We start from the raw sequence: 26371 nt of genomic DNA, 5'->3' as shown, positions 1-26371 counted from the left end.
TCGCGGGACCGGGACGCGACGCCTCACGCGAGCAGCTCGGCCAGCGAACCGTCCATGTCCAGCGCGGCCAGCTCGCTGCCCGGCGGCACCAGCCGGTGCGCCCGCTCCAGCCACGCGGCCACCACCGGCAGCGGCGCCTCCAGCAGCGCGTCCCCGGCCGGGGAGCTCAGGGCCAGACAGAGCACGCTGCGCCGTCCCGACCTGGTCGGCCAGATCCGCACGTCGCCCTGGCCGCAGGGCCGGAAGGTGCCCTCCACCAGCAGCTCGCGGGCGAATACCCAGGTCACCGGCGAGCCGGTGTCCAGGTGGAAGGTGATGTGCACGGCGTACGGGTCGTGGCTGCCGTAGGACAGCCGGGCGGGGACGGGGACGCTGTGCTCGGGGGAGAGCACCAGGTTGAGTTCCAGCTCGTGCTCGACCACGCTCGTCGGGCGCTCCATGATCGGGTTCCTCTCTGCCTGCGGGTCGTGCCCGGTTGTCGGGCCCTGTTACCTGGGAGAGCGCGGCCCGGGAGCGCTCTTACACGGGTTTCCGGAATTTCTTCGGACCCCGGATCCCGCGCGGGGGCGTGGGCGGACGCCGGGGCGGAGCCGGGGTGGACGCGAGGTGGACGCGTGGGTGCAACCCCCTCGGGGGGCTCCGCGGCCGGTCCGTTGCCGGGGGTACACGGAGTGGTGAATGGGGAAGGGCGGGCGCGTGGTCGGACATGTGCGCCGTCTTCCTTACCGTGGGCGGCCCCGAACTGTCCCCCGAACGGGCAACTTCGCACCGCGCCCCCGCCGAGGTACTACGCTTTGTGACTGCCCGGCGACTGTCCGCCTCCTCGGCGGTACCCCCCCTCGCGCGCGCCGACGGCGGAGCCACCCGGGTCGCCCGTGCCACCGTCGCGCACACCCCGCTCGCCGGGCGAGCCGCATCGGCCCTGCCAGGAAAGAGACCCCCATGACGGACCGGCCCCACGCCGGCGGCAGTACGGAGACGGCGGCCGGCCCGGCGCCGGGCTACTACCCCGACCCGTCCGTTCCCGGTTTCGTCCGCTACTGGGGCGGCTCGGCCTGGGTGCCCGGTACCAGCAGGGCCGCCCCGGCCGAGGGCGAGGTGCTGCAACCGCCCCGCTACGCGACCCGCCGCCCCGCCGCGGCGGGTGCCGGCGCCGGGGCCCGGTACGTGCCGCCGCCGGTGGTCGCGGAGCCGGTAGTCGTGGAGCCAGCGGTCGCGGAGCCGGTGCAGATGCCGGTGCCGGAGCCGGAACCCGAACCGGCGTCCGGCGGTGACACCGGGCCGGTGTACCTGGACCGGACGGCGGGCGGGGCGTCGTTCACCTTCACGGCCCCGGACAACGGCCCGGTGTTCCGGCGCGGTGGTGAGCCGGTGGTGACCGGGGCGACCGCGGGACCGGCGCCCGCCCCCGCACCGGGGGTGCCGGCCCAATCGGCACCGGAGCCGGCCGGTTGGCAGGCGGACCCCCGGGCGCAGCGCGGCCTGATGGAGACGGGGAGCGCGCCGCGGTGGGTGTCCTGGGGGGTGCTCCCCGGGGCGGAGGATCCGTCCGGCGCGGTGCCGGCCGCCGGGGTCCCCGCCGTGGTCGAGGTGTCCGCACCGCTCTCCGGGCCGCCTTCCGCGGCGTCCTCGGGGCCGCTCTCGGGGCCGCTCTCCGGGGTGTCGTCGGGGTCGCCCGCCGGGGTGTCGTCCGTGGTGTCGTCCGGGGTCTCCTCCGCCCCGGCCCTGCCCGTCGGCCCAGGACCGGACGAGCCGCGTTCCGTTCCGGGGCCGAGGCTCTCGGTCCCGACGTCGTCCGTCGTGGCGGGGAGTCCGGCGCGGCCGGAACCCGAGCCGGACGTGGCGGTGGACGAGGCGGAGGCCGTCGAGCCGTCCCCGGCCGCCGCCGCGCCCGCCCGTCGGCAGGCTCCCGCCGCCCCTGCTGCCGTCGCCACCGCTGTCGCCGCTGCCACGGTGCCTGCTCGGGTGCCGTCCCCCACGCCGCGCCGCCGCACCGGTGCGGCGCCGGCGCTCCGCCCGGCCGGTCTCGGCCGACGGCTCCTCGCCCGGCTGGTCGACAGCGCCGTCCTGGCCGTGGTCGCCGTCGCCGCCGGTGTCCCGCTCGGCCGGTCCGTCGATGCCCACCTCCAGCGCAAGCTCGACCAGGCCCGGATGGCCAGCAGCCTCACCCGCCGTCAGACGCACGTCTGGCTGGTGGACGGCACGGTGCTCGGCAAGGTCGCCGTCCTGCTCGGCATCCTGCTCTTCGTCGGCCTGCTCTACGAGGCACTGCCGACCGCCCGTACCGGCCAGACCCTCGGCAAGCGGCTCGCCCGGATCCGGGTGGTCGCCACGGCCCGGGCGGGCTCGACCTCCGGTCCGGACCGCCCCGGGCTCGGCCGTGCCCTGGTCCGCTGGCTGGTCGGGCAGGTGTCGGCGCTGCTGGTGATCGGCCTGCTCTGGCCGCTGTTCGACCGCCCGGACCGGCGCGGCTGGCACGACCGGGCGGCGCGCACCCGGGTCGTCCGGCTCTGAGCCCGGCCCGGCCCGGCTCTGTCCGGCTGGCCCGGCCCGGCCGTCGGGTCCGGCCCGGCCGTCCTCCGCTCCGGGGCCTTGATCGACAAAACGGACTGAATATCCCAAATTCACAGAATGCGTGATGTTCTACTCGGGGAATGAGTACCTACGACCCCTCAGGCCCCGAGCCGGAGGGGGGCGGCAAGCCCTCCTTCGGCAAGCAGCCCCCGCAGCAGGGCGGCGGCACGCCGGAAGGTACGCCGTCGGACCCGTACGGCACCCCGCCACCCCCCGGCGGCCCCGGAGCCGGCGGCCCCGGCGCGTACGGCGGCACCTACGGCGGAGCCCCCGGCGGCCAGGGCCCCTACGGCCAGTCGCCCTACGACCGGCCGCCGCCCGGCCAGGGCCCCGCCGGATACGGCACGCCCGGCGGCGGCCCCGTCCCCGGAATGCCCCCGCTCGGCACCTGGCCCAACCGGATCGTCGCCCGGCTGATCGACTACCTGCTGGTCCAGGCCGTCGCCGTGCTCCTGGTCCTGCCCTTCGCCAGCCTGGCCGACCGCTCCGGTTCGGCCGGATCGTTCTGGCTCGCCTGCGGGCTCTGGCTCGTCTACGACGGAGTGATGCTCGGCCGGGACGGCCAGACCCTCGGCAAGAAGGCCATGAAGGTCCGGGTCGCCATGCTGGTCGACGGCAACACCCCGACCCAGTCGGCCGCCTGGACCAGGGCGGCGGTCTTCGTGCTTCCCGCCGTGATCTGCTGCGCCGTCCTCTGGTGGCTGATCGACGGCCTGTTCGGTGTGTTCGACAAGCCCTACCGGCAGTGCATCCACGACAAGGCCGCGAAGACCGTCGTGGTCTCCACGGCCTGAATCCGCTCGGGCCCGCCCACCCCTGCCGGGGTCCGGGTGGCCTCCTACTCGTGCCCGCCGACCGGCGTGCGGTGTTCCGCGCGCCGGTCGGCCGCGTGCGGGGCCGGTGCCGCGAGCACCGCCACCAAAGTGCCGAGCGCGAGTGCGAAGAGCACCACCGCGGCGACCCCCGGCACGCCCGAGACGCCGGTGGCGGCCAGCAGGGCGACCGTGGCGGCGACCACGGTGAAGACACCGAGAGCGAACTGCGCGGTGGTCGGGCGGTGCGACATGGCGGAGTCCTTCGCGCGTCGGGGGGAACGAGCGGCCGCTGCCGGGGCGGACACCGGCCACCCCGGTGCCGCCCGGGCCGCGGCGGGGAACCGTGCGGGGGAAGGGCGTTCGGCGCGTTCCGGCGGTCGTCCGCGGCATTCCGTCCAGGCTAGCCCGGCGCGCCCGGGGCACGGGGGGCGCACGGGCTCACGGAACCGCCCCCGAGTCCGTCCGCCCCGCTCGGTACCGTGGGCCCGACCGCACCACCGCACCACGCACCAGGGGGAACCGCCGTGCCCATCCTGGCCGACTGGCCCACCACCGAGGCCGAGGCGCTCGCCGAACAGGAACGCCTGCGCCCGCTCGTCGAGCCGACCGGGGCGATCGGCGCCGCGGCGGCAGCCTTCGCTCCGGGCTCCTCCGCTCCGGGCTCCTCCGCTCGTTCAGGTGACGAGCGGCTGATCGCCGGCGTCGACGTCGCCTACGACGACGAACGGGACCTCGTCGTCGCGGCCGCCGTGGTGCTCGACCGCGCCGGCCTCGCCGTCGTCGACGAAGCCACCGCCACCGGTCGCATCGCCTTCCCCTACGTCCCCGGCCTGCTCGCCTTCCGCGAGATCCCCGCCGTGCTCGACGCCCTCGACGCCCTCACCCACCGCCCCGGCACCGTCGTCTGCGACGGCTACGGCCTCGCCCACCCCCGCCGCCTCGGCCTCGCCAGCCACCTCGGCGTCCTCACCGGCCTGCGCACCCTCGGTGTCGCCAAGACCCCGTTCACCTTCGACCACCGGCCCCCCGGCCCCGACCGCGGCGACCGGACCCCGCTCACCGACCCGGCCACCGGAGAAGAGGTCGGCAGCGCCGTCCGCACCCGGGCCGGCGTCAAACCCGTCTTCGTCTCCGTCGGACACCGCATCGGCCTCACCGAAGCCGTCGAGACCACCCTCGCCCTCACCCCCCGCTACCGCCTCCCCGAAACCACCCGGCACGCCGACTCGCTCTGCCGCCGCGCCCTCGCCGCCCTCACCGCCACCGGAACCACCGGCCCCGCACCGGAGGTGAACTGACGGCATGCCAGGCGCCAGGATCGTGTGTTAGACATGACCGATTCACCAGAACCGTGAACGACACACCGGCCGGACGCACGGGGGAGGCGCCGCAGTGGCAACGGGGAACGGAGCGGGGAAGGGGAACGGAACGGGGAGCGGGGCGGGACCGACCGGCGGGGCCGGACGCGGCTACCGGGTCGAGGTCGAACAACTGCGCGCCTTCGCCGCCCAGGTGCGGCTGCTGCTCGCCGAGTTCCAGCACCACGCGGACGGCACCGCCACCCACGGCCGCAGCGGCATCGGCCCCAAGGCCCTCGGCACCTTCGCCGAGGCCACCGACCTGCACGGCCGTTACCAGATCATGCGCGACGGCCTGCGCGACGCCCTCGACCAGCTCCAGGAGGCGGTCGACGAGGCCCAGAAGAAGGCCGAACTCACCGCCACCAACTACGAGGAGCAGGAACACCTCACCAGGACCGGGCTGAAACTCGGCGACGACGGCTGGTCCGTCGCCAACCCCTCCGCCACCAGCACCGCCGCCTACGCCCGGACCACCGCCCCGGCCCGGAACGACGACGGGAAGGGCGTCCGATGAAGTACACCGACTTCCGGCAGTTCAGCCACGCCGAACTCCGCGCCATGGTCCAGGCACTCGACCCCGGTGAGGTGATGGCCGCCGCCGACCCCTGGCGCCGCGCCGCCGACACCCTCAAGGCCATCCGCACCACCCTCACCCGCGCCAGCACCGAGACCGCCACCACCTGGGAAGGCAGCACCAGCGACGCCTTCCACAGCCGCATGCTCCACCTCGCCACCACCATCAACACCGCCGCCTCCTACGCCAACGACGCGGCCATCACCCTCAAGGCGGTCTCCGAGGCCATCGCCGAGGCCAAACGCAACATGCCCGAGGAACCCAGCGGCTGGGCCCAGTTCAAGGACGGCGTCGGCGACACCTTCTCCTCCCTCTTCGGCGCCGACGACGAGGACGCCCGCACCGACCTCGCCAACCAGAAGAAGGCCGAAGCCGCCACCGTCCTCCAGACCCTCGCCATGCACTACCGCACGGCCGCCCCGATGCTGAAGCCACCGCCACCCCCGCCGCCTCCGAAGCCGGGATCCACGAATCCGATCGACGACTACACGGAGATCGCGCCGGACGATACGGGTGCGAGCGGCTACGCCGCGGTCGGTGGACTCCTTGGAAGCGCTGGCGCAGGTACGGGGTCGGGGCCCGTGGCCCGGTCGGGACGGTCGGCAGTGACAGATCCACGGTTCTCGGGGGGAGGGAGATCGACCCCGATCGAGGACAGCCCCTCGCTGACCAAGACCCCGCCCGCCCCAACGGACCCGGGTGTCAGGGGCGGGGTCGCTGTTCCACCGGCCAAGGTCGCACCAGGACGGTACGGTGGAGGAGCCGTCGTGGATGGCACAGGGCCTTCACCGGCGCCCGGCGGGCCGTCGTCACCCGGGCTGAGTGGTACGTCGATCCTCGGCACTCCGGCCAACAACGGGAATCAACTGCTGCCGAGCGGCCCTGGCCCGCAACCGGCCGTGGCGCCTCAAGGCGGTGGGCTCGGTGGTCCGCATCCCACGGGTTTGTCGCAACCTTTCGTCCCGACGGGGTCCGGTGCCGTGCCGCAGCGTACGGGCGGTCCGGCCGGCCGAGCGAGTCGGGGCGGCGAGCCAGAGCGGACCGCCTTCGGTCGCAGTGGCGCTCTCTTCGGCGTCGAGGGCATGTCGCCGGTCACTGGGGGCGGTTCGGGACCCAGTGGTTCCACCAGAGGACGGGGACCGGCTGGCGGCGGTGCCGGCCATGGAAGCGGTCCGGTGGCGGGCGTCGGGGACCGGTCGGGCCGGAGTGTCGGTGGCAAGCAGGCATTCACCGAAGGTGGCTCGGGGGTGGGCGCGCGTGCACGGACACGGCCGGACATCGGCGCGGGGGGCTCGATGGCGCAGTCTCCCATGGTCCCGTTGGGTGTTTCCGGGCGGCGGACGTCGGACGAAGAGGAGAGGCGGAAGCGTCCCGAGTACCTGGTCGAGGACGAGGAGACCTGGGCATCGGACGAACCCGTGAATCCGAACGTGGTGGAATGACGGTCGTCCTTCGGATTCGGGCGAATCGATCGGTTGTCCTGCGGCTGCTCGGGTCGCTGGGCAGCCTCTGCGCTGAGTGGGGTGACGGGGCTTGAAAGGCTGGCGGCTGAGTCGCGGAGCGGTTGTGTCGTTGGCGGGGGTCATTCTGGCGACCAGCGCTGTACCCGCGTCACGCGCCGACGATGTACGCGACGCGCAGTGGCCGTTGGCCGTCTACCAGGCCGAGTCTGCGATCTGGCCCCTCTCCCAGGGGGAGGGCGTCACAGTAGCGGTCATCGATACCGGCGTACTGAAAAGCCATCAGGATCTGACGGGGCAGGTGTTGGCCGGAGCGGACTTCACCGGCCAGAGCACCGACGGCTCGGTCGACACCGATGGTCATGGCACCGGTATGGCGAGCCTGATCGCCGGCCATGGCCATGGGACGGCGGCGGGTGTCATGGGTTTGGCTCCCAAGGCCAGAATCCTCCCGATCCGGATCGCTCTCGGAGAGAATCCGCCTTCGGGACGGTCCGAGATCGCGAAAGCCATCCGGTACGCCGTCGACCATGGGGCGAAGGTCGTCAACATGTCAATCGGTGGCCCCTCCGGGACCGACTCCGAGGAGCGTGCGGCGGTCCGGTACGCGGTTGACAAGGATGTGGTTCTGGTGGCCGGTACGGGGAATGAAGCGAGCTCCGTCGGTTACCCGGCGGCGTTCCCCGGGGTGGTAGCGGTAGGGGCTGTTGACCGGAACGGCCAGCTCTGGAACAAGTCCAACATCGGCCCCGAGACGACCCTGGTGGCGCCCGGTGCCGACATCCCCCGGGCCGGTGCCAAGTCGACGAGTTCGCAGGGCATTGCGAACGGGACCTCCGACGCCACCGCCTACGTCTCCGCCACCGCCGCGTTGATCCGGGCGAAGTACCCGTCGCTCTCCGCCGGGCAGGTCATCAACCGGATGATCAAGTCCGCCTCCGCGCCCGGGGACGGCTCGGCGGTGCCCAGCAACCGTTACGGGTACGGGGTGCTGGCGCCGGGAAAGGCGTTGGAGGCGGATCCGGCGGTGGACGGGGGGCCGCGGGAGAATCCGTTGGTGGGGCGGGTGGAGTCGCAGGGGAGTGTGCCGCCGCCGTCGGAGGAGGCGTGGGAGTCGCCGGAGGCGGTGGCGCCGGTGGTGGACGGGGGGAACCGCGGGGTGCGGTGGGTGCTGGTGGGGGCGGCGGGGGTCGCCGGTGCGGTGGTGGTGGGGGTTGTGACGGCGGTGCTGGTGGTGCGGGGGCGGCGACGGCGGGACCGGGCGGCCGCGGCGGCGTACCAGGGGTATCCGCCGCCGCGGCAGGGGTGAGGGGCTACTCGGCGACGGCGATCTGCTCGCGGTGGCGGGCCGCCGGGCCGGTGAGCTGGTCGGTGACGGCGGCGGCGAGGTCGGCCTGGGCGATCCGGCCGCCGAGGACCTGGGGGCCGCCCAGGCGGTAGTGGCCGGTGCCGGGGGCGGTGCGGTCGAGGTCGAGGGGCGGGGTGACGACGACCCAGTCGAGGGTGGCGGGGGAGTCGCGGAGCAGGTCGAGGGCGGCGGCGTGGCCGAGGGAGAATGCGCGGTGGGCCTCGGGGAAGGCGGGGTCGTCGTGGACGGCGACACCGGGGGCGGTCTCGAGGGTGGTGGCGATGCCGACGTGGACGAGGCGGTGCACGCCCGCCGCGGCGAGGCCGGTGATCAGGGCGCGGGTGGCGGCGGGGTAGAAGTCGCCGGCGGGGACGTCGGGCGTGTGGACGGTGCTGACGGCGGCGGCGTGGCCCCGGGCGGTGGTGGCGACGGCGGCGGGGTCGGTGACGTCGCAGGGGGCCAGGGTGATTCCGGGGCCGGCCAGGTCCGGGTGCCGTTCGGGGGCGCGGACGGCGGCGGTGACGGTCAGTCCGCGGCGTCGGGCCTCCGCGACGACGGCGCGGCCGACCTGGCCGCCGGCGCCGAAGACGACGAGGTCGGTGGTGGTGGCGGGGGTGCGGTCCATGGCGGTCTCCGTTGGTGGGTCGGGGCGGGGCCAGGGGGGCCGTCCGCCGTCGCGGTGACGGTAGACCGGGGGGTGCCGGTTACTTCAACGGTACCGGCGGGGAGCACTGTTCGGTTACGGTCGCGGGATGACTCGGACCGTGCCCGCCCCGCTGCCGCCGGACTTCTTCGACCCGGACTGCCCCGTACCGACGGTTCCGGTGCTCGGGGGGAAGAAGTGGGCGTGGCGGATCCTGCGTTGTCTGGAGGGCGGTCCGCGCCGGTTCTCGGAGCTGCGGGTGCCGCTGGTGGGGATCACGGCGAAGGTGCTGACCGAGTCGCTGCGGTCGATGGAACAGGACGGTGTGCTGGAGCGGACGGAGTTCGCCGAGAACCCGCCGCGGGTCGAGTACGCGCTGACGCCGCTCGGGCGGACGCTGCTGGGGCCGATGGACGCGATGTGCGACTGGAGCCGGGCGAATCTGGCGGAACTGCTCGCCGCCCGGGAGGCCTCCGGGCTCGCGGAGCGGTAGGGCTGGCAGGATTTCGGTGACCGCTGGCGCTGACGCCGCTGGTGGGGGCGGTGGGGCGCGGCCATCCTGGGCGCATGACCAATTCCGAGCACACCGCGCCCGAGTCCGAGCTCTCGCCCGCGCCCGGGCCCGATCCCCTCGCCCCCGCCGACGCGATCGTCCCCGACACCAAGGACTGGACCTGGGTGCTGGAGGAACCCTGTGCCGACTGCGGCCTGGACGCGGGCGCCGTGGTGCGGGAGGACGTGGCCGGGATGGTCCGGGCGAACGCGGCCGGCTGGACGGCGGTGCTGGGCGGCGACCCGGAGGCGCTGCGCCGGCGTCCGCGTCCGGAGATCTGGTCGGACCTCGAATACGCGTGCCACGTCCGCGACGTCTTCCGGCTGTTCCTGGTCCGGCTGGACCTGATGCTGGACCAGGACGACCCGCTGTTCGCGAACTGGGACCAGGACGCGACGGCGGTCGCCGAGCGCTACGGCGAGCAGCGGCCGGACGTGGTGGCGGCGGAGCTGGCGGCGGCCGCGGAGGCGCTGGCGGCGGCGTTCGAGGGGGTGACGGGCGCGCGGTGGGCGCGGACCGGCAACCGCTCCGACGGGGCGCGGTTCACGGTGGAGTCGTTCGCCCGCTATCTGATCCACGACCCGGTCCACCACCTGTACGACGTGACGGGCGAGCGGGTCTGAGCGCGGGCGCCCGTGGCGGGCCCGTGAGCGGGCCAGGGCGGGCCGGTGCGGGCCGGGTCGGGCCCGGCGGCGGCTCACCAGCCGGAGGCCTCGCGCAGCATGGTGCGGCGGAGCCGGCCGGCCACGCTGGCGGTGTCGGTGCCGACGACGTCGGCGATCTCGGGCGCGGCGAGACCGACCACGTAGTGCAGGATCGCGAGGTCGTCGTCGGCGGCGCGGCCGGGGCGGTCCTGGGCGGCAGGGCGGCCGGAGGGCAGGCCGTTCTGCCGGGTGTGCTCGTCGACGGTGGTGCGCAGGATCTGCCAGGCGTGCGCGGTGGGATTCGAGCTCCCCAGCAACTCACGCCACTCGACGGCGATTTCGGCGAAGGCCTGTTGGACGGCCGCGGTCGCCCGGTCCGGGTCGGGCAGCCAGACCCGGGCGTAGCTGAGGTACCGCGGCCGGTGCAGCTCGCAGAATGCCGCGAACTCCAGCGGTACGGCCGGTGGTTCGCCGGGCCCCGGGGGTGGCTCGGCGGTGCTGTCGTGACGTTGGGTCATCTCGGCTTCTCGGCAAGTGAGATGGGCATCTGACGGTCGATCATCTGTGCTCACTCTACGGTAGGCGCTCGGTGCGCTGGGTTACCAATCGGATGGAATGCCCGGAAGGAGTCGCCGTGCGGCCGGTTCCGGCGGTGGCCGGGTGGAGGCCGGCGTGCGGTACGGCGGTGGCGGAGGGGCGTGGAGTGCTGCGCAGTGGTGTCAGAGGCTGGGGTGCGGTGCTTCGTGGCCGGTCAGCGGGGTGGCACGGCCGTGGTGGCGGATCGGTCGGTGCGCCACCGCGGGGGGTGTGATGTGCCACCGTAAGCGGTCCGGCGGTTCCCGTCCACGCCTGCGGCGCGAAGCCGCGCCCGCACCACCGGGCGCACCACCGCTCGCGCGCTGGGTGGGCCGGGCCGGGCTGCGGCGATGACGCGGGCAGCGGCCTGGCGGCGCGGTTCCGGAGCGGGTGGGGTGGGGGGCCGGCCCCGTCGCACGCGTCCCGCGTGCCCGGCCCTTCGTCGGCGGATCGCCGTGTACGAGCAGAGAGTTGACGAACTGTCAGGTGATGTTGCGGGTCTTCGTCGGAGCGGTCAGGTCGTCCGGTGCGGTGCCCCGGGCGAGTTGGGCGGGAAAGGCCTCCGCGGCCCGGCGGCGGGCGCGCCGCGCGGCCGCCGCAGCCGCGGCCCCTGCGGTGCGGGCCACTTCCTCGGCCACGGCGAGCCGTTGCCGTTCGTGCTCCCGGCCCCGGAGGTCCTCGGGGCGGACGTCGGCCGTGCCGTGGTCCGCGGTCCCGCGTCCCGTCGCGGCGCCGCCCCGCGGGCCGGTGCCCGGTGCGCCGGTGCCCGGTGCGTCCGCCGCGTCGGTCTCCGGTGTGTCGGCCTCCGGTGCGGGATGCTCCGCGGCTTCGCGGCCGGGGTCCTCCCGGAGCTCGCGCAGCTCGTGCGCGGTGCTCTCGGCGGCCTCGTGCGCGGCCCTGGCGGCGGCTCGCAGCCGCGCCGCCCCGGAACCCCCTCGGGCCCGCGCGGGCGCGGTGCGCGCCGACTGTTCCTCGGCCGCCTGTCTAGCCGCCAGATAGGCCTGGACGGCTGCCATTCCGTAGACGGGCTGAATCAGTTGATGGCCCTTGAAGAAGGGGCGGGCGGGCGCGAATCCGGCGGCGACCACGAGGTCGCGGATCTCGGCTATCTCCGCTTCGCTGCGCGCGGTGAAGCGGACCTCCCAGCCCTTCTTGTAAGTATGGCCCTGTGCGCCGCTGCGGCGGGCCGGGTCCGGCCGGCGGACGTATCCGGGCAGGCGTCCGAGGCGGAGCTGGGCCGCGCGGAGGCCGGCGGTCTCGTCACGTGACATGTACTAAGGGTAGGCAATCCGGCGGGCTGGAGTGACGTCCGGAGGTGACTTTGCCGTATGTGCTTGGTCACGCACGGTCAGACGGCCAGGTGGTCGATCGAGAGTGATCGAGTATGACAAGACGATGATCACCCATTCCTCCGAATGGGTGAGGGTATGAGGACTTTAGTGCGGGCTGGTCCCGGTTTCGCGACGGTTGGGTAACAGTGCGTCAGGCGGCCGGGAAAGGCTCCGGAGCGTTGGGGATGGTGTCGGCATGAACTACCGGATTCCCACGCCGCCGCCCTCCCTGGAGGAGCTGGCGCGCCGTCAGCAGAACGTCCTCACCGCCGGTCAGCTGCGCGCCAGGGGCGTGCCGTCCCGGGTCGTCAGCGAGCACTGCCGCCGCGGCGGGCCCTGGCAGCGGCTGCTGCCCCGGGTCTATCTGATGCAGTCCGGCGAGCCCTCGCCGGAGCAGCGGATGTGGGCCGCGCTGCTGTACGCGGCGCAGAACGGCAGGGAGGAGGGGAGCCGGGAGGGGGCGGTGATCACCGGACCGGCCGCGCTCGCCCTGTACGGCTTCGCCGCGGTGCCCCGGCTGCCGGCGGTCACCGGGGTGGACGTGCTGGTGCCGCGCCAGCGCCGGCTGAAGGACGCCGGGGAGGTGCGGATCCGGCGCACCGAGCGGGAGTTGGTGGCGCGCTCGGTGCACGGCCTGGCCTGCGCGCCGGTCGCCAGGGCGGTGGCCGACGCGCTCCGCGAGTGGACCTCCGCCGAGTGGACGGCCGGCGCCGGCGCCGGGGTGTTCGCTCCCGCGCCGGTCCGGGAGGTGCTGTGCGAGGCCGTCCGCCGGCCCGAGCTCCGCTGCCCGGTGGGGGAGTTGGCCGCCGAGCTGGCCGAGTCCGGGCTGACCGCCGACCCCCGGGTGCGGGCCGTGCTGGACGGCCTGCTGGCCGCCGAACGCGACCGGGTGCTGGAGCGGGTCGGCGAACTGGTGGACGAATGGCTGCTGCCGGTGCCGTTGACCTCCCCGGAGCTGCGGATGCGCGGCGGCACCTACGTCGCGGTGCCGGACCTCTACTGGCCGCAGGCGGGTGTCGCGGTCGAGGTCGACTCGGAGCTGCGCTGCGTCAGCGAGGGCGAGGCGGCCTGGGTGCGCGGCGGGCAGCACCGGATGGAGTACCTCGGGGTCCGGGTGGTGTACGTCTCCGGCGCCCGGCTGGCCGAGGACGCGGACGCGGTCGGCGCCGAGCTGCGGGAGGCGTTCCGGCTGGGCGGCACCGACGTGGTGGAACTGCTGGTCACCGAGCGGTGAGCGCCCGGGAGTCCGGAGCCGTCGCCGGGAGGGCCGGGTCGCCGGAACGGTCCCGGAGGGTGCTCCCGCGGACGGGACGGTGCCCGGCTCAGCCCCCGACCATCGGGGTGCCGACCAGCTCCACCCCGGCCGCCCGCAGTTCGTCCAGCGCGGCGGCGGTGGTCGGCGCGGCCACCCCGGCGGTGAGGTCGAGCAGCACCCGGGTGGTGAACCCGGCCCGCACCGCGTCCAGAGCGGTGGCCTTGACGCAGTGGTCGGTGGCGATGCCGACCACGTCCACCTCGGTGACCTGCCGCTCGCGCAGCCACTCGGCGGGCCCGCGGTCGTTCTCGTCCAGACCCTCGAAGCCGCTGTAGGCCGCGGCGTACGCGCCCTTGTCGAAGACCGCCTCGATCGCGCCGGAGGTGACGGAGGGCGCGAAGTTCGGGTGGAAGCCGACCCCTTCGGTGCCCGCGACGCAGTGCACCGGCCAGCTGTGCACGAAGTCGGGGTGGTCGGAGAAGTGGTCGCCCGGGTCGATGTGGTTGTCCCGGGTGGCGAGGATGTGCCGGTAGCCGGGGGCGGACTCGGCGATGAGGTCGGTGATCGCGGCGGCCACCTCGGCCCCGCCCGCGACGGCCAGGCTGCCGCCCTCGCAGAAGTCGTTCTGCACGTCGACGACGATCAGTGCCCGGTGCATGGCTGGTATTCCTCGGTCCGGTGGGGTCCTGCGGAGGACGTGGGGAGGGGGCGTGAGGGGACCTCAGGCCCGTGTGAGGGGAACTCTACGGTCGACTGTAGGCAGTGGCATCCGGGGGCGGAAGGCCCGGGGAGGGCCCGGCCCCTCGGCCCGTCCACGAACCGTCGCGGGGAACCGTGCAACCGTCGGGCGGAACCGTGCCGCCGGGCGTCCGCCCGGAACGGTCCCGCCGCGTCCGTCCCGGCGCCGTACGTCCCGCCCCGCCCGTCCCGGCGTCACACGTGCAGCTCGGTCGCCAGCACGGGATCGCCCTTGGACAGCTGGGTCGCCGACAGCGGCAGCGCCGCCCGGGCCCGGACGTGCCGCTCGCGCGCGGCCTCCAGCGGCTCCCGGCCGACCACCTCGCCGGCCTTGACCAGCGGCACCTGCACCAGGTGCGGGGCCAGTTCGGCCGGGACCGTTCCGGTGCCGACCACCTCGGCGTCGGCGACGCCGTCCGCGTCGGGCCGCCGGGCGGCCCACTTGCGCCCGCCGACGCTGGTCTTGCCGCCGGCCGAACGCTTGGCGACCGGCTCCAGCGGCCCGTCCGGGCCGGCCGCCCGGGCGACCAGCTTGTAGACCATCGCGCACGTCGGGTGCCCGCTGCCGGTGACCAGGCTGGTGCCCACGCCGTAGCCGTCCACCGGGGCGGCGGCGAGGGCGGCGATCGCGTACTCGTCGAGGTCGGAGGTGACGATGATCCGGGTGCCGGTGGCACCGAGCTCGTCCAGCTGCCGCCGGACCCGGTGGGCGAGCAGGGTGAGGTCGCCGGAGTCGATCCGCACGGCGCCCAGCTCGGGGCCGGCCACCTCGACGGCGGTGCGCACGGCCTCCCGCAGGTCGTAGGTGTCGACCAGCAGGGTGGTGCCCCGGCCCATCGAGTCGATCTGCGCCCGGAAGGCGTCCCGCTCGCTGTCGTGGACGAGGGTGAAGGCGTGCGCCGCGGTCCCGGTGGTCGGGATGCCGTAGGCGAAACCGGCCTCCAGGTCGGAGGTCGCGGTGAAGCCGGCCACGTAGGCGGCGCGGGCGGCGGTGACGGCCGCCCGCTCGTGGGCGCGCCGGGCGCCCATCTCGATCACCGGACGCCCGCCGGCCGCGGAGGTCATCCGGGACGCGGCGGCGGCGATCGCCGAATCGTGGTTGAGGATCGAGAGGATCACCGTCTCCAGGATCACCCCCTCGGCGAAGCTGCCCTCGACGGTGAGCAGCGGGGAGCCGGGGAAGTAGACCTCGCCCTCGGGGTAGCCGTGGATGTCGCCGGTGAACCGGTAGTCGGCGAGGAAGCGCAGGGTCTCCTCGTCGACGATCCGCTGGTCGGCGAGCCAGTCGAGCTGGGCGGAGGTGAAGCGGAAGCTCTCCACGGCGTCCAGGACCCGGCCGGTGCCCGCGACCACGCCGTAGCGGCGGCCCGCGGGCAGCCTGCGGGTGAACACCTCGAAGACGGAGCGGCGGTGCGCCGCCCCGCTGCGCAGGGCGGCCTGGAGCATGGTGAGCTCGTAGCGGTCGGTGAGCAGCGCGGTCGAGCCGGCCGCAGTCACGGAAGTGGCGTCCATGAGGATGATGCTACTACCCCTTAGCGTCAGATTGACGATTTCTCGCGGGCGGATCGTCGGCGGGCGCGTCGCGGGCGTCCGGGGAGGGTCCGGGGAGGGGCTCGGGAGCGGCTCGTGGGGCCGGGGGCGGAATCGCCCCGAGGTCCCCCGGATGGCAGCATGGGGCTGAAGGGGCACGTGCAAACCACGTGACGGCCAGGTGGGAGCCACCTGGAGAGCCAGGCGACAGGAGGGACCCCGCGGTGAGTGTCGCGCCCGTGGAGATCGAGCGCCCGGAGGTCGAGGGCGTACCGGTGGCGGAACCGGACACCCCCTGGGTCACCATCGTGCACAACGACCCGGTCAACCTGATGAGCTACGTCCAGTACGTCTTCCAGGCCTACTTCGGCTATCCGAAGGACAAGGCCAGGAAGCTCATGATGGAGGTGCACACCAAGGGCCGGTCCGTGGTCTCCAGCGGCTCGCGCGAGGAGATGGAGCGCGACGTGCAGGCGATGCACGGCTACGGGCTCTGGGCCACCCTGCAGCACGACTGAGGCCGCCGCGCCGGTCGGGGCGACGGCGGCGGCGGAAACAGCGACGATGACGGCGACGAAGACGAAGACGGGCTGACCGATACCGATGGCTGGGTTGTTCGAGAGTGCCGGTGGCGGGGGCGCGGTGCTCGCGCTGGACGAGCTGGAGGCCTCCATCCTGCGCTCGCTGGAAGTGCAGATGCTGGAGCTGATCGGGCCGGGCCCGGGCGGGGACGGCGGTGACCCGCTGGCGGCGCTGTTCGCGGAGGGGCCGACCGAGGCGCCCGCCGACCCGGCGCTGGCGCGGCTCTTCCCCGACGCCTACGGGGACCCCGCCGGACCGGTGGACCCGGAGTCCCGGGAGGCGGCCGGGGAGTTCCGCCGCTACACCGAGCCGGACCTGCGGACCCGCAAGCGCGAGGACGCGCTGTACACGGTGCGCACCCTGGACGGCCTGGGCGGCGGGGACGGGACGGTCGAGCTCGACACCGTCGGGTGCCGGCACTGGCTGGGCGCGCTCAACGACCTGCGGCTGACCCTCGGGGTGCGGCTGGAGGTCACCGACGAGGACGAGAAGGGCCTCTACGAGCTGCCGGACAGCGACGACCGCAAGCCGCTGGTGATGGCCTACCTGTGGCTCGGCGCGCTGCAGGAGTCGCTGCTGGAGGCGATGGCCGACTGAGTCGCCGGGGCGTCCCGGGAACGGTCGCCCGGGCCCGGAACAGGCCCCGACCGCCCGTCCGCATGCTGGACGGGCGGTCGGGGCTTTTCCGGTCAAAACGGGCGAAACCCTATCGGGACATGCTCAAATATCGCTCAGATGGACACCGCTGTGCGGATCGGGCGTGGTACGACTGCTCCCCACCCCCACGAGTCCCACCACGAGATCCCATCCAGGACGGTGCACCATGGCCGAAAAGCTCTACGACGAGGTCGTCGACGCGAAACCGGACGAGGAGGGCTACGAGCGGGGACTCGGCAGCCGCCAGATCCAGATGATCGCGATCGGCGGCGCGATCGGCACCGGCCTCTTCCTCGGCGCCGGCACCGCGATCTCCAAGTCCGGCCCCAGCCTGATCCTCTCCTACGCGGTCGCCGGCGTGGTGATCTTCGCGATCATGCGGGCCCTCGGCGAACTCCTCACCTACCGCCCGGTCTCCGGCAGCTTCGCCGAGTACGCGCGGGAGTTCCTCGGCCCCTTCGCCGGTTACGTGACCGGCTGGACGTACTGGCTGTTCTGGGTGGTCACCGGCATGGCGGAGACCACCGCCGCGGCCGTCTACGTCCGCTTCTGGGCCCCCGACATCCCGCAGTGGCTCAGCGCGCTGGTCTTCCTGGTGATCCTCTACGGGGCCAACCTGATCTCGGTGAAGCTCTTCGGCGAGATCGAGTTCTGGTTCTCCATGGTCAAGGTCACCGCCATCATCGGCATGATCCTGATCGGCATCGGCGTCCTCACCCTGGGCTTCAGCGACGCCGGCGACACCGCCTCGATCACCCACCTGTGGGAGAACGGCGGCTTCTTCCCCAAGGGCATCGGCGCCACCGTGATGACCCTGCAGATCGTCATGTTCGCCTACCTGGGCGTCGAACTCGTCGGCGTCACCGCGGGGGAGAGCGAGAATCCGCAGAAGACCCTCCCGCGCGCCATCAACACCCTGCCCTGGCGCATCGCGCTGTTCTACATCGGCGCCCTGGTCATCATCCTCTCGCTGGTGCCGTGGACCGAGTTCCAGCCCGGCGTCAGCCCGTTCGTCGCCGCCTTCGGCAAGATCGGCATCCCCGCCGCGGCCGGCATCATCAACTTCGTGGTGCTCACCGCCGCGCTCTCCTCCTGCAACTCCGGCATGTACTCCACCGGCAGGATGCTGCGCGACCTCGCGCTGCGCGGCCAGGCCCCCGGGAAGCTGACCAAGCTCAACTCCCACCGCACGCCGTCCGTCGCGATCACCCTCTCCTGCCTGCTGATGGGCCTCGGCGTGATCCTCAACGCCGTCGTCCCGGCCCGCGCGTTCGAATACATCACCTCGGTCGCCACCGTCTGCGGCCTCTGGACCTGGGCGATGATCCTCATCTGCCAGATCCGCTACCGGAAGGCCTGGCAGGGCGGCCACCTGCCGCCGCCCAGCTTCAAGGCGCCCGGCGGCGTCTGGAGCAGCTGGGCCTCGCTCGCCTTCCTGGTCCTGGTGGTCGTGCTGATCGCCCTGGACCCGGACAACCGGATCTCGCTCTACGTCTTCCCGGTCTGGGCGGTCCTGCTCGTCGTCGGCTACCAGGTGCTCAAGCGCCGCCGCCCCGAGGCGGTGCACGGCGTCGCGCACGACCACCTGCACGCGGCCGGCGACGGCGCCGACACCCACTGAGACGGCACCCCCGGCCGTCGTGGACGCCCCGGCGGTGACCCGCCGGGGCGTGGCTATCCTGGCGCCATGCTGACCATCACCCGAGAACTGCGCGACGCGATCGTCGCCCACGCCCGCGCCGACCACCCGGACGAGGCCTGCGGTGTGGTCGCCGGTCCGGAGGGCAGCGGCCGCCCCGAGCGGTTCGTCCCGATGCTCAACGCCGCCCGCTCGCCCACGTTCTACGAGTTCGACTCGGGCGACCTGCTGAAGCTCTACCGCGAGATGGACGACCGGGACGAGGAACCCGTGATCGTCTACCACTCCCACACCGCCACCGAGGCCTACCCCTCGCGCACCGACGTGAGCTACGCCTCCGAGCCGAACGCCCACTACGTCCTGGTCTCCACCGCCGAGGGCAACGGCGCCGAGGACCCGTACGAGTTCCGCTCGTTCCGCATCGTGGACGGTGTGATCACGGAGGAAGACGTCCAGGTCGTCGAGGCCCATCAGGCCTGACCCGCACCCACCTGGGCGAGGCCCGCCGACCTCCGCGAGTGGTCGGCGGGCCGCCGCCGTTCCCGGGACATCTCGACATGGGGGACAAAAACATCCGCATGCCGGGACGGGCATGGAGGAGCGGGCCCGGGAATCTATACGATGAGCCCATGCGTTCCGTCGATGTGAGCAACCAGGCCCCGGGCACCCGCCTCGTGGCGCGCCTGCACATCGACCTGTGCCGGCACGCCGGCGCGATCTGTCCCGGTACGCCGGCGCGCTCGCGCTGAGCCGCCCGTCCCGGCCCGCCCGCGGTTCCCACCGCCCCGGGCCGTCACGCCCTGCCGCGCCCGCTGCGGCCCACCCACCTCACGACTCGCACAGGAGCGCAGCCATGGCCATCGAGGTCCGCATCCCGACCATCCTCCGCACCTACACCGACGGCGCCAAGGCCGTCGAGGGCACCGGCAGCAACCTCGGGGAACTCTTCCAGGACCTCGACGCCCGCCACCCGGGCATCGCCGCCCGCCTGCTGGACGGCGGCGAGCTGCGCCGCTTCGTCAACGTCTACCTGAACGACGAGGACGTGCGCTTCCTGGAGGGCATCTCCACCGCCCTCGCCGACGGCGACAGCGTCACCATCCTGCCCGCCGTCGCCGGCGGCGCCCGCTGACACCCCGCCCGCCCCGGCCCGGCGCTCCGCCCGGGCCGCGGCGGGCCCCGCCCGACCGGACCCGACCGAACCGCCGCCGCCGGAGGACCCCTTGCGTTACGACAGCCCGCTCGAAGCCGTCGGCAACACCCCGCTGGTCCGCCTGCCCCGGCTGTCGGCCGCGGTGCCCGGCAACACCGACGGCCTGGTCACCCTGTGGGCGAAGCTGGAGGACCGCAACCCCACCGGCTCCGTCAAGGACCGCCCGGCGCTGCACATGATCGAGCGCGCCGAGGCCGACGGCCGGCTCACCCCCGGTTGCACGATCCTCGAACCCACCAGCGGCAACACCGGCATCTCGCTCGCCATGGCGGCCAAGCTCAAGGGCTACCGGATGGTCTGCGTCATGCCCGAGAACACCAGCGAGGAACGGCGCGAACTGCTCCGCATGTGGGGCGCCGAGATCATCCCCTCGCCCGCCGCCGGCGGCTCCAACACCGCCGTCCGGATGGCCAAGGAGATCGCCGCCGAGCACCCCGACTGGGTCATGCTCTACCAGTACGGCAACCCCGACAACGCCGGCGCCCACTACGCCACCACCGGCCCCGAGATCCTCGCCGACCTGCCCACCGTCACCCACTTCGTGGCCGGACTCGGCACCACCGGCACCCTCATGGGCGTCGGCCGCTTCCTGCGCGAGAAGGTCCCCGGCGTGCGGATCGTCGCCGCCGAACCGCGCTACGACGACCTGGTCTACGGGCTGCGCAACCTCGACGAGGGCTTCGTCCCGGAGCTGTACGACGCCGAGGTGCTGACCACCCGCTTCTCGGTCGGCTCCGCCGACGCCGTCCGCCGCACCCGCGAACTCCTCCAGGAGGAGGGCATCTTCGCCGGCGTGTCCACCGGCGCGATCCTGCACGCGGCGATCGGTGTCGGCCGCAAGGCCGCCGGGGCCGGCGAGCGCGCCGACATCGTCTTCGTGGTCGCGGACGGTGGCTGGAAGTACCTCTCCACCGGCATCTATACCGCCGAGTCCACCGAGGCCGCCGTCGAGGCGCTGCAGGGCCAGCTCTGGGCCTGAAACCCCCACCGTCCCGATCGTGACGATCGGGGATTTGTCCGTACCGTGCTCCCGGTTCGTCACGGTACGACCACGGTGGCCGTTCCGGTGCGGGACCGCCGCCCGGCGCGGAAAGGCTGCTCACGAACGTCTCCCCACGCACCAGCGGAGGTGGCCCGTGAGTCGCAGTACCGACCTGTGGTCGTACGCCGAGATCGCCCGTCACATCAACGTCCAGCCGGAGACCGTCCGCAACTACCGGCGGCACGGACTGCTCCCCGAACCCGACCTGGTCGACGGCGGCGGCCACCCGCGCTGGTACCCCGAGACCGTCCGCGCCTGGGCCCGGAGCCGCCCCGGCCACCGCTGAGCCGTCCGCCGCCGGGCCGCCCCGGCGGGCGCCGGTCCACCACCGGCGCACCGTCCGTCCCCCGTCCCCCCGGCGTTCTGGTGATTCCAGCCACAGCACGGCACGGAGACGGGGGCAAAGTGCCGCTCCGCCCTTACTCTCGACAACACGCGCAGGGCAGCGCCTCCGGCCGGTACTCCCGGCCCGCTGTCATGACCAGCGGCAGCCAGGACGTGTCGGGGCGGAGGGGCTCGGATGAAACTGACCGTGGTGGGGTGCTCGGGGAGCTTCCCGTCGGCCGACTCGCCGTGCTCCAGCTACCTCGTGGAGGCCGACGGCTACCGGGTCGTGCTCGACCTCGGCAACGGCGCGCTCGGCGCCCTGCAGAAGTACACCTCGATCTACGAGGTCGACGCGATCCTGCTCAGCCACCTGCACGCGGACCACTGCATCGACCTGTGCGCCTACTGGGTCGCCCGCAACTACCGGGCCGAGGGCTGCCCCGCGCCGATGCCCGTCCACGGCCCGGCCGGCACCGCCGAACGGATGGCCCGCGCCTACGACATGCCGGAGAACCCCGGGATGAAGGAGGTGTTCGAGTTCCGCACCCTCACCCCGGGCCGCTTCGACCTCGGTCCCTTCCGGATCGACGTCGCCCAGGTCAACCACCCCGTCGACGCCTTCGCCTTCCGGCTCGAGCACGACGGCCGCAGCCTGGTCTACTCCGGCGACACCGGGGAGAGCCCCGAACTCGTCGAGCTAGCCCGGGACACCGACCTCTTCCTCTGCGAGGCCGCCTACCTGGACGGCCGGGACACCTACCGGGCCGTCCACCTCAACGGCCGCGAGGCGGGTGAGCACGCCACCGCGGCCGGCGCCCGCCGGCTCGTGCTCACCCACATCCCGCCGTGGACGGACGCCGAGCTCAACCGGCGGGACGCGGCCGCCGCCTACTCCGGGCCGGTCGAGATCGCCCGGGCCGGCGCGGTCTACGAGCTCTGAGCCCGGCCCGGTCTACGAGCTCTGAGCCCGGCCCGGTCTACGAGCTCTGAGCTCCGAGCCCGGCCCGGGAACGGTGCCTCAGCGGCGGCCGGGGACCGGCAGGCCGAGGTGGTCGCGCAGGGTCGTCCCGGTGTACTCGGTGCGGAACACCCCGCGCTCCTGGAGCAGCGGCACCACCCGGTCCACGAACTCGTCCAGCCCGCCCGGGGTGAGGTGGGGGACGAGGACGAAGCCGTCCGCGGCGTCGCTCTGCACATGGCGGTCGATCTGCTCGGCCACGCTCCGCGGGGTGCCGACGAAGGACTGCCGACCGGTCACCTCGATCACCAGTTCGCGGCTGCTGAGCCCCTTCGCGGCGGCCACCGCCCGCCACTGGGCGGCGATCTCCAGCGGATCGCCGAGCGAGGTGCGTCCCTGGACCAGCCCGGAGTCGCGCACCGGGTCGGCCTCCGGCAGCGGGCCGTCCACGTCGTGGCCGGAGAGGTCGACGCCCCAGACCTGTTCCAGGTAGGCGACGGTGGTGGCCGGGCTCACCTGGGCGCGGCGGATCGCGGCGGCCCGTTCGACGGCCTCCTCCTCGGTGTCGCCCAGCACCCAGGTCACCCCCGGCATGATCTTCAGCTCGTCGGGCTTGCGCCCGTACGCGGCGAGCCGTCGCTTGACGTCGGCGTGGAAGGCCTGCCCGGCGGTCAGGGTGGAGTGCCGACTGAAGATCACGTCGGCGGTGGCGGCGGCGAACTCGCGGCCCTCGTCGGAGTCCCCGGCCTGGATCACCACCGGGTGGCCCTGCGGCGGCCGGGGCAGCGAGAGGGTGCCCTCCACGTCGAACTGCGGGCCCCGGTGGCGTACCGTGCCGGTGCCCGCCGCGTCCCAGAACTCCCTTGCCAGCTGCACGAATTCGGCGGCCCGGGTGTAGCGGTCGGCGCGGTCGAGGTAGCCGCCGCGGCGGAAGTTCTCACCGGTGAAGGCGTCCGAGGAGGTGACCACGTTCCAGGCGGCGCGGCCGCCGGAGAGATGGTCCAGCGAGGCGAACCGGCGGGCCAGTTCGTACGGCTCGTTGAAGGTGGCGTTGACGGTCGCGGCCAGCCCCAGGTGGGTGGTGACGGCGGCGAGCGCGTTCAGCACGGTGATCGACTCGGGACGTCCCAGCACGTCCAGGTCGTGGATCCGGCCCTTGACCTCGCGCAGCCGCAGGCCCTCGGCGAGGAAGAGGAAGTCGAACCGGCCGCGCTCGGCGGTGGCGGCGAGGTGGCGGAAGGACTCGAAGGCGATCTGGCTGCCGGCGGCCGGATCGGTCCACACCGTGGTGTTGTTGACGCCGGGGAAGTGCGCGGCGAGGTGGATCTGCTTGAGCGGACGGTCCGTCATCGGGTCACCTCGGGGGTCGCGGCGGAGCGGGCGGACGTTCCGGTGGTGGCGGAGCGGGAGGACGTTGCGGTGGTGGCGGGCGTTCCGGCGGCGGAGGTGTCGGTGCCGCCGGCGCCGCCGGTGGCCGCGTAGCGGCTGGCGGGCCGGGCCAGGCCGAGCCGGTCGCGCAGGGTGCGGCCGGTGTAGCCGGTGCGGAACAGGCCGCGCTCGCGCAGGGCCGGCACCACGTGGTCGGCGAGCACCGCGAGGTCGCGGGCCGGGTCGGCGGGCACCAGGTGGAAGCCGTCGACCCCGCCGCCGCCCTCGGTGGCCTCGGTGAGCAGGTCGGCGGTCGCGGCGGCGGTGGTGAGCGCGACCGGGATCCGGGCCAGGATCCGCAGCGCCTCGCCGCCGCGCAGCCGCAGCTCGGTGGCGGCGGTCAGCCGGGCGGCCCGGTCGGGGGCGTCGAGCAGGACGACGTCCGCGTGCCGGGCGGCGGTGGCCACCCGGGCGCGGCCGCCGGGGCCGGCGTCCGGTGCGAGGTCGGCGGCGGCGACGGTGACCGCGATCACCGGGCGGCCCTGCGGCGGGCGGGGGGTGATGGACGGCCCCCGGACCGAGAAGTACGGGCCCTCGAAGTCGATGTGGTGCAGCTTGGCGCGGTCGACGAAGCGGCCGGTGGCGGTGTCGCGGATCTCCGCGTCGTCCTCCCAGCTGTCCCAGAGCCGGGAGGCGGCGTCGGCGGCGTCGGCGGCCTCGGCCCAGAGTTCCTCGGCGGGGGCGGTGCCCCGGCGGCCGAAGGCCCTGGCCTCGGCCCCGGTGTCGGAGACCCCGACCAGCCAGCCGGCCCGGCCCTCGCTGACCCAGTCCAGGGTGTTGACCGCGATCGAGGTGTGGAACGGCTCGGTGTGGGTGGTGGTGACGGTCGGGACCAGGCCGAGGCCGTGGGTGACCGGGGCGAGCCGGGCGAAGGTCGCCAGCGCGTCGAGGCGGCGGGGTTCGGGGGTGTAGGAGTCGTCGAGGGTGACGAAGTCGAGGGTGGCGCGTTCGGCGAGCCGGGCGAGACCGGTGAAGTGGGCGGCGTCGAACCGGCCGGGGCTGTCGAGGGCGGCGGAAAGGTGCAGCTGGCGTGGCATGGGTGGCCTTGACTTTCCTCGTACGGGAGCGGTGCGTGCCGCGGGTCGCGGAACCGGCCCGGGCCCCGGCGGCGGGGACGGGCGGGGCGCGGACGGGCACGGGGCGGCGCGCCCTGGTCACGGGCGGGCGTGGGAGGCGGGAGGAACGGCCGGGGCGCGGCGGGACGTCAGCCGGGCGGCGGCGGGGGGAACGCTCGGGTCAGCCGCGACACGCCGCGGACCACACGCGACCGAAGTCGATGTGGCTGCGGGTCACCAGCGGGCCGGGGGTGTTCACCGTCCCAGTTGACCAGCGCTCTCGCCGGTTCGTCAACCGCCGTCCCGGCGGGCGGGCGGACTGCCGGACGCACGAACGGCCCCGCCCCGCCACCCGGGGGAGCGGGTGGCGGGGCGGGGCCGTGAGCGGCGTGCGGGTGGTTCCGGGCGTCGGGCGTCAGGCCTTGGTGACGTCCTCGACCTCGTCGTCGTCCTCGCGGCCGGGGGTCTTGATGTCGAACTTGACGATCGCGAACCGGAAGAGGAAGAAGTACAGCGCGGAGAACACGAGACCGATCGGGATGATCAGCCACGGGTCGGTGGCCAGGTTCCAGTTGAGCAGGTAGTCGATCAGACCCGCCGAGAAGCCGAAGCCGTCGTGGACGCCGAGGCCCCAGGTGACCGCCATCGACAGGCCGGTGAGGAGGGCGTGGATCACGTACAGCACCGGGGCGATGAACATGAAGGAGAACTCGATCGGCTCGGTGACACCGGTCACGAAGCTGGTCAGGCCGACCGAGATCATCATGCCGAGGACGGCCTTGCGGCGCTCGGGCCGGGCGCAGTAGGCGATCGCCAGGGCGGCGGCCGGCAGGCCGAACATCATGATCGGGAAGAAGCCGGACATGAACTGGCCGGCGGTCGGGTCACCGTGGAAGAAGCGCGGGATGTCGCCGGTCCAGGTGGTGCCGGAGGCGTCGGTGAAGCTGCCGACCTGCTGCTGGAAGAAGGTGTTCAGGAACTGGTGCATGCCGACCGGGATCAGCATGCGGTTGGCGACACCGTAGATGCCGGCGCCACCGGCGCCGAGGCCGGTCAGCCAGTCGCTCGCGTTGGTCAGGCCGGTGCCGATCGGGCCCCAGACCAGGCCGAACACGACACCGAGCAGGGTGCCGACGAAGGCCATCAGGATCGGGACCAGGCGGCGGCCGTTGAAGAAGCCGAGCCAGTCGACCAGCTTGGTGCGGTGGTACTTCTGCCAGATCAGGGCGCTGAGCAGGCCGACGATGATGCCGCCGAAGACGCCCGGGTCCTGCGGCTTGCCCTTCGGCAGGGCGGCGGTGATCGAGCCGTCCACCGGGAACGCGGTGAGCACGTTCTTGTAGACCAGGAAGCCGACCAGGGCGGCCAGCGCGGTCGAGCCGTCGGCCTTCTTCGCGAAGCCGATCGCCACGCCGACGCAGAAGAGCAGCGCGAGGTTGCCGAAGACGGCGTCACCGGCGGTGGCGAACACCGTGGCGACCTTCCCCCAGCCGAGGCCGTCCTTGCCGAAGACATCGTCCTGGCCGAGGCGCAGCAGGATGCCGGCGGCGGGGAGCACGGCGACCGGCAGCTGGAGGCTGCGGCCGATCTTCTGGAGACCCTGCAGCGTGTTCTGGCCGAACTTCTTGGCGGCACTTGGCGTGGCCGGAGCCGTGGCGGGCGCCGGTGCCTGCGCAGACTGACTCATGGGGGTGGGTTCCTAACGGCAAGGGCGGGTCGGTCGGGGGAAGGTGCACAGGGCGCCGAACCGCGAACTGGTCTACACCACACGTGGTGTAGACCAGTTTTGTAGCACGGGTGGAGGGGGTGCGGAACCCTCGAAAGCGGTGCTGGTGGGAAGCGCTATGAAATCGAAACCTACTTGCGGATCAACGATCTTGATTACCCGCCGTGATTGGCATTTTGGCTAATTGCGCAACAAAAAGCCGATGGCCCCGGCGGCTGCGCGGCAGGTCACCGATGGCTCGTCACCGGTGACGGTGCGGCGTTCCGCACCGGGACCATCGGCCCGGACCGGATATGCCGAAGGCCCCCGGACCGAGGGTCCGGGGGCCTTTTCGGATTGACG

General features: G+C 73.6%; 28 protein-coding genes. 18 read left to right on the top strand and 10 right to left on the bottom strand.

Going from position 1 to position 26371, the window contains the following annotated elements:
- Positions 1 to 23 precede the first annotated feature (23 nt).
- Positions 24 to 440 carry an SsgA family sporulation/cell division regulator gene (locus tag ACIPYS_RS37280; RefSeq protein ID WP_093861922.1) on the bottom strand — a complete coding sequence of 139 codons (417 nt, stop codon included), beginning with the start codon at positions 438 to 440 and terminating at the stop codon, positions 24 to 26.
- A gap of 502 nt (positions 441 to 942) precedes the next feature.
- Here ACIPYS_RS37280 and ACIPYS_RS37275 point away from each other — a divergent pair.
- Both ACIPYS_RS37275 and ACIPYS_RS37270 read left to right on the top strand, forming a co-directional pair.
- A complete protein-coding gene (locus ACIPYS_RS37275; protein WP_400754659.1) occupies positions 943 to 2514 on the top strand; it encodes an RDD family protein in 1572 nt (523 codons plus the stop codon).
- A 140-nt stretch (positions 2515 to 2654) separates the two neighbouring features.
- On the top strand, positions 2655 to 3368 hold the full coding sequence (locus tag ACIPYS_RS37270; RefSeq protein WP_093861924.1) for an RDD family protein: 714 nt from the start codon (positions 2655 to 2657) through the stop codon (positions 3366 to 3368).
- Between the two features lie 44 nt (positions 3369 to 3412).
- On the opposite strand, the gene ACIPYS_RS37265 is transcribed toward ACIPYS_RS37270, so the two are convergent.
- Entirely contained in the window at positions 3413 to 3640 is a 228-nt protein-coding gene (locus tag ACIPYS_RS37265; protein ID WP_093861925.1) for a hypothetical protein, read from the bottom strand.
- 273 nt (positions 3641 to 3913) lie between these two features.
- Here ACIPYS_RS37265 and ACIPYS_RS37260 point away from each other — a divergent pair, with 273 nt between their 5' ends.
- The 4 genes from ACIPYS_RS37260 to mycP all read left to right on the top strand — a co-directional run bounded on the left by ACIPYS_RS37260 (position 3914) and on the right by mycP (position 8093).
- A complete protein-coding gene (locus ACIPYS_RS37260) occupies positions 3914 to 4687 on the top strand; it encodes an endonuclease V (RefSeq protein WP_400754655.1) in 774 nt (257 codons plus the stop codon).
- 94 nt (positions 4688 to 4781) lie between these two features.
- Positions 4782 to 5264: a hypothetical protein gene (locus ACIPYS_RS37255; RefSeq protein ID WP_400754652.1), complete on the top strand. Its 483-nt coding sequence runs from the start codon at positions 4782 to 4784 to the stop codon at positions 5262 to 5264.
- Positions 5261 to 6766, top strand: coding sequence for a hypothetical protein (locus ACIPYS_RS37250; protein WP_400754650.1), 1506 nt, complete (start codon positions 5261 to 5263; stop codon positions 6764 to 6766). The genes ACIPYS_RS37255 and ACIPYS_RS37250 overlap by 4 nt, the downstream gene beginning before the upstream one ends.
- A 205-nt stretch (positions 6767 to 6971) precedes the next feature.
- On the top strand, positions 6972 to 8093 hold the full coding sequence (gene mycP, locus ACIPYS_RS37245; RefSeq protein ID WP_400754647.1) for a type VII secretion-associated serine protease mycosin: 1122 nt from the start codon (positions 6972 to 6974) through the stop codon (positions 8091 to 8093).
- A 4-nt stretch (positions 8094 to 8097) separates the two neighbouring features.
- Here the strand turns inward: mycP and ACIPYS_RS37240 are convergent, their stop codons facing one another.
- Entirely contained in the window at positions 8098 to 8757 is a 660-nt protein-coding gene (locus ACIPYS_RS37240) for an NAD(P)-dependent oxidoreductase (protein WP_400754644.1), read from the bottom strand.
- Positions 8758 to 8884: 127 nt separating this feature from the next.
- On the opposite strand from ACIPYS_RS37240, the gene ACIPYS_RS37235 reads away from it, so the two are divergent.
- Both ACIPYS_RS37235 and ACIPYS_RS37230 read left to right on the top strand, forming a co-directional pair.
- Positions 8885 to 9268, top strand: a complete 384-nt coding sequence (locus ACIPYS_RS37235) for a winged helix-turn-helix transcriptional regulator (RefSeq protein WP_400754641.1) — start codon at positions 8885 to 8887, stop codon at positions 9266 to 9268.
- A 74-nt stretch (positions 9269 to 9342) separates the two neighbouring features.
- Positions 9343 to 9951: a DinB family protein gene (locus ACIPYS_RS37230; RefSeq protein ID WP_400754638.1), complete on the top strand. Its 609-nt coding sequence runs from the start codon at positions 9343 to 9345 to the stop codon at positions 9949 to 9951.
- A 74-nt stretch (positions 9952 to 10025) separates the two neighbouring features.
- On the opposite strand, the gene ACIPYS_RS37225 is transcribed toward ACIPYS_RS37230, so the two are convergent.
- Together ACIPYS_RS37225 and ACIPYS_RS37220 are read right to left on the bottom strand one after the other, a co-directional pair.
- On the bottom strand, positions 10026 to 10490 hold the full coding sequence (locus tag ACIPYS_RS37225) for an RNA polymerase sigma factor (protein ID WP_093861933.1): 465 nt from the start codon (positions 10488 to 10490) through the stop codon (positions 10026 to 10028).
- A gap of 540 nt (positions 10491 to 11030) precedes the next feature.
- Positions 11031 to 11819, bottom strand: a complete 789-nt coding sequence (locus ACIPYS_RS37220) for a hypothetical protein (RefSeq protein WP_400754634.1) — start codon at positions 11817 to 11819, stop codon at positions 11031 to 11033.
- Between the two features lie 256 nt (positions 11820 to 12075).
- Here ACIPYS_RS37220 and ACIPYS_RS37215 point away from each other — a divergent pair, with 256 nt between their 5' ends.
- Positions 12076 to 13113 (top strand): hypothetical protein, encoded by a 1038-nt coding sequence (locus tag ACIPYS_RS37215; protein ID WP_093861935.1) that lies wholly within the window; start codon positions 12076 to 12078, stop codon positions 13111 to 13113.
- Between the two features lie 88 nt (positions 13114 to 13201).
- Here the strand turns inward: ACIPYS_RS37215 and ACIPYS_RS37210 are convergent, their stop codons facing one another.
- Positions 13202 to 13792 (bottom strand): isochorismatase family protein, encoded by a 591-nt coding sequence (locus tag ACIPYS_RS37210; protein ID WP_093861936.1) that lies wholly within the window; start codon positions 13790 to 13792, stop codon positions 13202 to 13204.
- A gap of 275 nt (positions 13793 to 14067) precedes the next feature.
- Positions 14068 to 15384 carry a nicotinate phosphoribosyltransferase gene (locus ACIPYS_RS37205; protein WP_093861937.1) on the bottom strand — a complete coding sequence of 439 codons (1317 nt, stop codon included), beginning with the start codon at positions 15382 to 15384 and terminating at the stop codon, positions 14068 to 14070.
- 242 nt (positions 15385 to 15626) lie between these two features.
- On the opposite strand from ACIPYS_RS37205, the gene clpS reads away from it, so the two are divergent.
- The 9 genes from clpS (at position 15627) to ACIPYS_RS37160 (ending at position 21802) form a co-directional block, all read left to right on the top strand.
- A complete protein-coding gene (gene clpS, locus ACIPYS_RS37200; protein WP_030394235.1) occupies positions 15627 to 15920 on the top strand; it encodes an ATP-dependent Clp protease adapter ClpS in 294 nt (97 codons plus the stop codon).
- Positions 15921 to 16005: 85 nt separating this feature from the next.
- Positions 16006 to 16581, top strand: a complete 576-nt coding sequence (locus tag ACIPYS_RS37195; RefSeq protein ID WP_093861938.1) for a DUF2017 domain-containing protein — start codon at positions 16006 to 16008, stop codon at positions 16579 to 16581.
- A gap of 226 nt (positions 16582 to 16807) precedes the next feature.
- Entirely contained in the window at positions 16808 to 18262 is a 1455-nt protein-coding gene (locus ACIPYS_RS37190; protein WP_093861939.1) for an amino acid permease, read from the top strand.
- A gap of 66 nt (positions 18263 to 18328) precedes the next feature.
- Positions 18329 to 18760 (top strand): Mov34/MPN/PAD-1 family protein, encoded by a 432-nt coding sequence (locus ACIPYS_RS37185; protein WP_030394232.1) that lies wholly within the window; start codon positions 18329 to 18331, stop codon positions 18758 to 18760.
- Between the two features lie 149 nt (positions 18761 to 18909).
- Positions 18910 to 19029 carry a putative leader peptide gene (locus tag ACIPYS_RS37180; RefSeq protein WP_317621128.1) on the top strand — a complete coding sequence of 40 codons (120 nt, stop codon included), beginning with the start codon at positions 18910 to 18912 and terminating at the stop codon, positions 19027 to 19029.
- Positions 19030 to 19133: 104 nt separating this feature from the next.
- A complete protein-coding gene (locus ACIPYS_RS37175) occupies positions 19134 to 19412 on the top strand; it encodes a MoaD/ThiS family protein (RefSeq protein ID WP_030394231.1) in 279 nt (92 codons plus the stop codon).
- 91 nt (positions 19413 to 19503) lie between these two features.
- Entirely contained in the window at positions 19504 to 20472 is a 969-nt protein-coding gene (locus ACIPYS_RS37170) for a PLP-dependent cysteine synthase family protein (protein ID WP_093861941.1), read from the top strand.
- Between the two features lie 157 nt (positions 20473 to 20629).
- Positions 20630 to 20821: a MerR family transcriptional regulator gene (locus ACIPYS_RS37165; RefSeq protein WP_093861942.1), complete on the top strand. Its 192-nt coding sequence runs from the start codon at positions 20630 to 20632 to the stop codon at positions 20819 to 20821.
- 234 nt (positions 20822 to 21055) lie between these two features.
- Positions 21056 to 21802 (top strand): MBL fold metallo-hydrolase, encoded by a 747-nt coding sequence (locus ACIPYS_RS37160; protein WP_093861943.1) that lies wholly within the window; start codon positions 21056 to 21058, stop codon positions 21800 to 21802.
- A 78-nt stretch (positions 21803 to 21880) separates the two neighbouring features.
- On the opposite strand, the gene ACIPYS_RS37155 is transcribed toward ACIPYS_RS37160, so the two are convergent.
- The 3 genes from ACIPYS_RS37155 to ACIPYS_RS37145 form a co-directional block, all read right to left on the bottom strand.
- Positions 21881 to 23170: an NtaA/DmoA family FMN-dependent monooxygenase gene (locus ACIPYS_RS37155; protein ID WP_400754621.1), complete on the bottom strand. Its 1290-nt coding sequence runs from the start codon at positions 23168 to 23170 to the stop codon at positions 21881 to 21883.
- A complete protein-coding gene (locus tag ACIPYS_RS37150; RefSeq protein WP_400754618.1) occupies positions 23167 to 24285 on the bottom strand; it encodes an LLM class flavin-dependent oxidoreductase in 1119 nt (372 codons plus the stop codon). Before ACIPYS_RS37150 ends, ACIPYS_RS37155 begins: the two co-directional genes overlap by 4 nt.
- Before the next feature lie 433 nt (positions 24286 to 24718).
- Positions 24719 to 25990 (bottom strand): PTS transporter subunit EIIC, encoded by a 1272-nt coding sequence (locus ACIPYS_RS37145; protein WP_093861946.1) that lies wholly within the window; start codon positions 25988 to 25990, stop codon positions 24719 to 24721.
- Between the last annotated feature and the right edge of the window lie 381 nt (positions 25991 to 26371).

Origin of the sequence: Kitasatospora sp. NPDC089913 (assembly GCF_044748625.1) — a bacterium.
Taxonomy (GTDB): Bacteria; Actinomycetota; Actinomycetes; order Streptomycetales; family Streptomycetaceae; genus Kitasatospora.
The sequence above is the reverse complement of the archived record's forward strand: the minus strand, read 5'-3'. Positions and strand labels throughout refer to the sequence as shown.

What these genes read in the sequence shown, in the direction of transcription:
- ACIPYS_RS37270 (WP_093861924.1), top strand. Translation starts at nt 2,655, where the DNA reads ATGAGTACCTACGACCCCTCAGGCCCCGAGCCGGAGGGGGGCGGCAAG.
- ACIPYS_RS37235 (WP_400754641.1), top strand. Translation starts at nt 8,885, where the DNA reads ATGACTCGGACCGTGCCCGCCCCGCTGCCGCCGGACTTCTTCGACCCG.
- ACIPYS_RS37210 (WP_093861936.1), bottom strand. Translation starts at nt 13,792, where the DNA reads ATGCACCGGGCACTGATCGTCGTCGACGTGCAGAACGACTTCTGCGAG.
- ACIPYS_RS37280 (WP_093861922.1), bottom strand. Translation starts at nt 440, where the DNA reads ATGGAGCGCCCGACGAGCGTGGTCGAGCACGAGCTGGAACTCAACCTG.
- ACIPYS_RS37250 (WP_400754650.1), top strand. Translation starts at nt 5,261, where the DNA reads ATGAAGTACACCGACTTCCGGCAGTTCAGCCACGCCGAACTCCGCGCC.
- ACIPYS_RS37225 (WP_093861933.1), bottom strand. Translation starts at nt 10,490, where the DNA reads ATGACCCAACGTCACGACAGCACCGCCGAGCCACCCCCGGGGCCCGGC.
- ACIPYS_RS37190 (WP_093861939.1), top strand. Translation starts at nt 16,808, where the DNA reads ATGGCCGAAAAGCTCTACGACGAGGTCGTCGACGCGAAACCGGACGAG.
- ACIPYS_RS37215 (WP_093861935.1), top strand. Translation starts at nt 12,076, where the DNA reads ATGAACTACCGGATTCCCACGCCGCCGCCCTCCCTGGAGGAGCTGGCG.
- ACIPYS_RS37220 (WP_400754634.1), bottom strand. Translation starts at nt 11,819, where the DNA reads ATGTCACGTGACGAGACCGCCGGCCTCCGCGCGGCCCAGCTCCGCCTC.
- ACIPYS_RS37175 (WP_030394231.1), top strand. Translation starts at nt 19,134, where the DNA reads ATGGCCATCGAGGTCCGCATCCCGACCATCCTCCGCACCTACACCGAC.
- ACIPYS_RS37265 (WP_093861925.1), bottom strand. Translation starts at nt 3,640, where the DNA reads ATGTCGCACCGCCCGACCACCGCGCAGTTCGCTCTCGGTGTCTTCACC.
- ACIPYS_RS37150 (WP_400754618.1), bottom strand. Translation starts at nt 24,285, where the DNA reads ATGCCACGCCAGCTGCACCTTTCCGCCGCCCTCGACAGCCCCGGCCGG.
- ACIPYS_RS37180 (WP_317621128.1), top strand. Translation starts at nt 18,910, where the DNA reads ATGCGTTCCGTCGATGTGAGCAACCAGGCCCCGGGCACCCGCCTCGTG.
- ACIPYS_RS37185 (WP_030394232.1), top strand. Translation starts at nt 18,329, where the DNA reads ATGCTGACCATCACCCGAGAACTGCGCGACGCGATCGTCGCCCACGCC.
- ACIPYS_RS37145 (WP_093861946.1), bottom strand. Translation starts at nt 25,990, where the DNA reads ATGAGTCAGTCTGCGCAGGCACCGGCGCCCGCCACGGCTCCGGCCACG.
- ACIPYS_RS37195 (WP_093861938.1), top strand. Translation starts at nt 16,006, where the DNA reads ATGGCTGGGTTGTTCGAGAGTGCCGGTGGCGGGGGCGCGGTGCTCGCG.
- ACIPYS_RS37230 (WP_400754638.1), top strand. Translation starts at nt 9,343, where the DNA reads ATGACCAATTCCGAGCACACCGCGCCCGAGTCCGAGCTCTCGCCCGCG.
- ACIPYS_RS37160 (WP_093861943.1), top strand. Translation starts at nt 21,056, where the DNA reads ATGAAACTGACCGTGGTGGGGTGCTCGGGGAGCTTCCCGTCGGCCGAC.
- ACIPYS_RS37155 (WP_400754621.1), bottom strand. Translation starts at nt 23,170, where the DNA reads ATGACGGACCGTCCGCTCAAGCAGATCCACCTCGCCGCGCACTTCCCC.
- ACIPYS_RS37240 (WP_400754644.1), bottom strand. Translation starts at nt 8,757, where the DNA reads ATGGACCGCACCCCCGCCACCACCACCGACCTCGTCGTCTTCGGCGCC.
- ACIPYS_RS37205 (WP_093861937.1), bottom strand. Translation starts at nt 15,384, where the DNA reads ATGGACGCCACTTCCGTGACTGCGGCCGGCTCGACCGCGCTGCTCACC.
- ACIPYS_RS37275 (WP_400754659.1), top strand. Translation starts at nt 943, where the DNA reads ATGACGGACCGGCCCCACGCCGGCGGCAGTACGGAGACGGCGGCCGGC.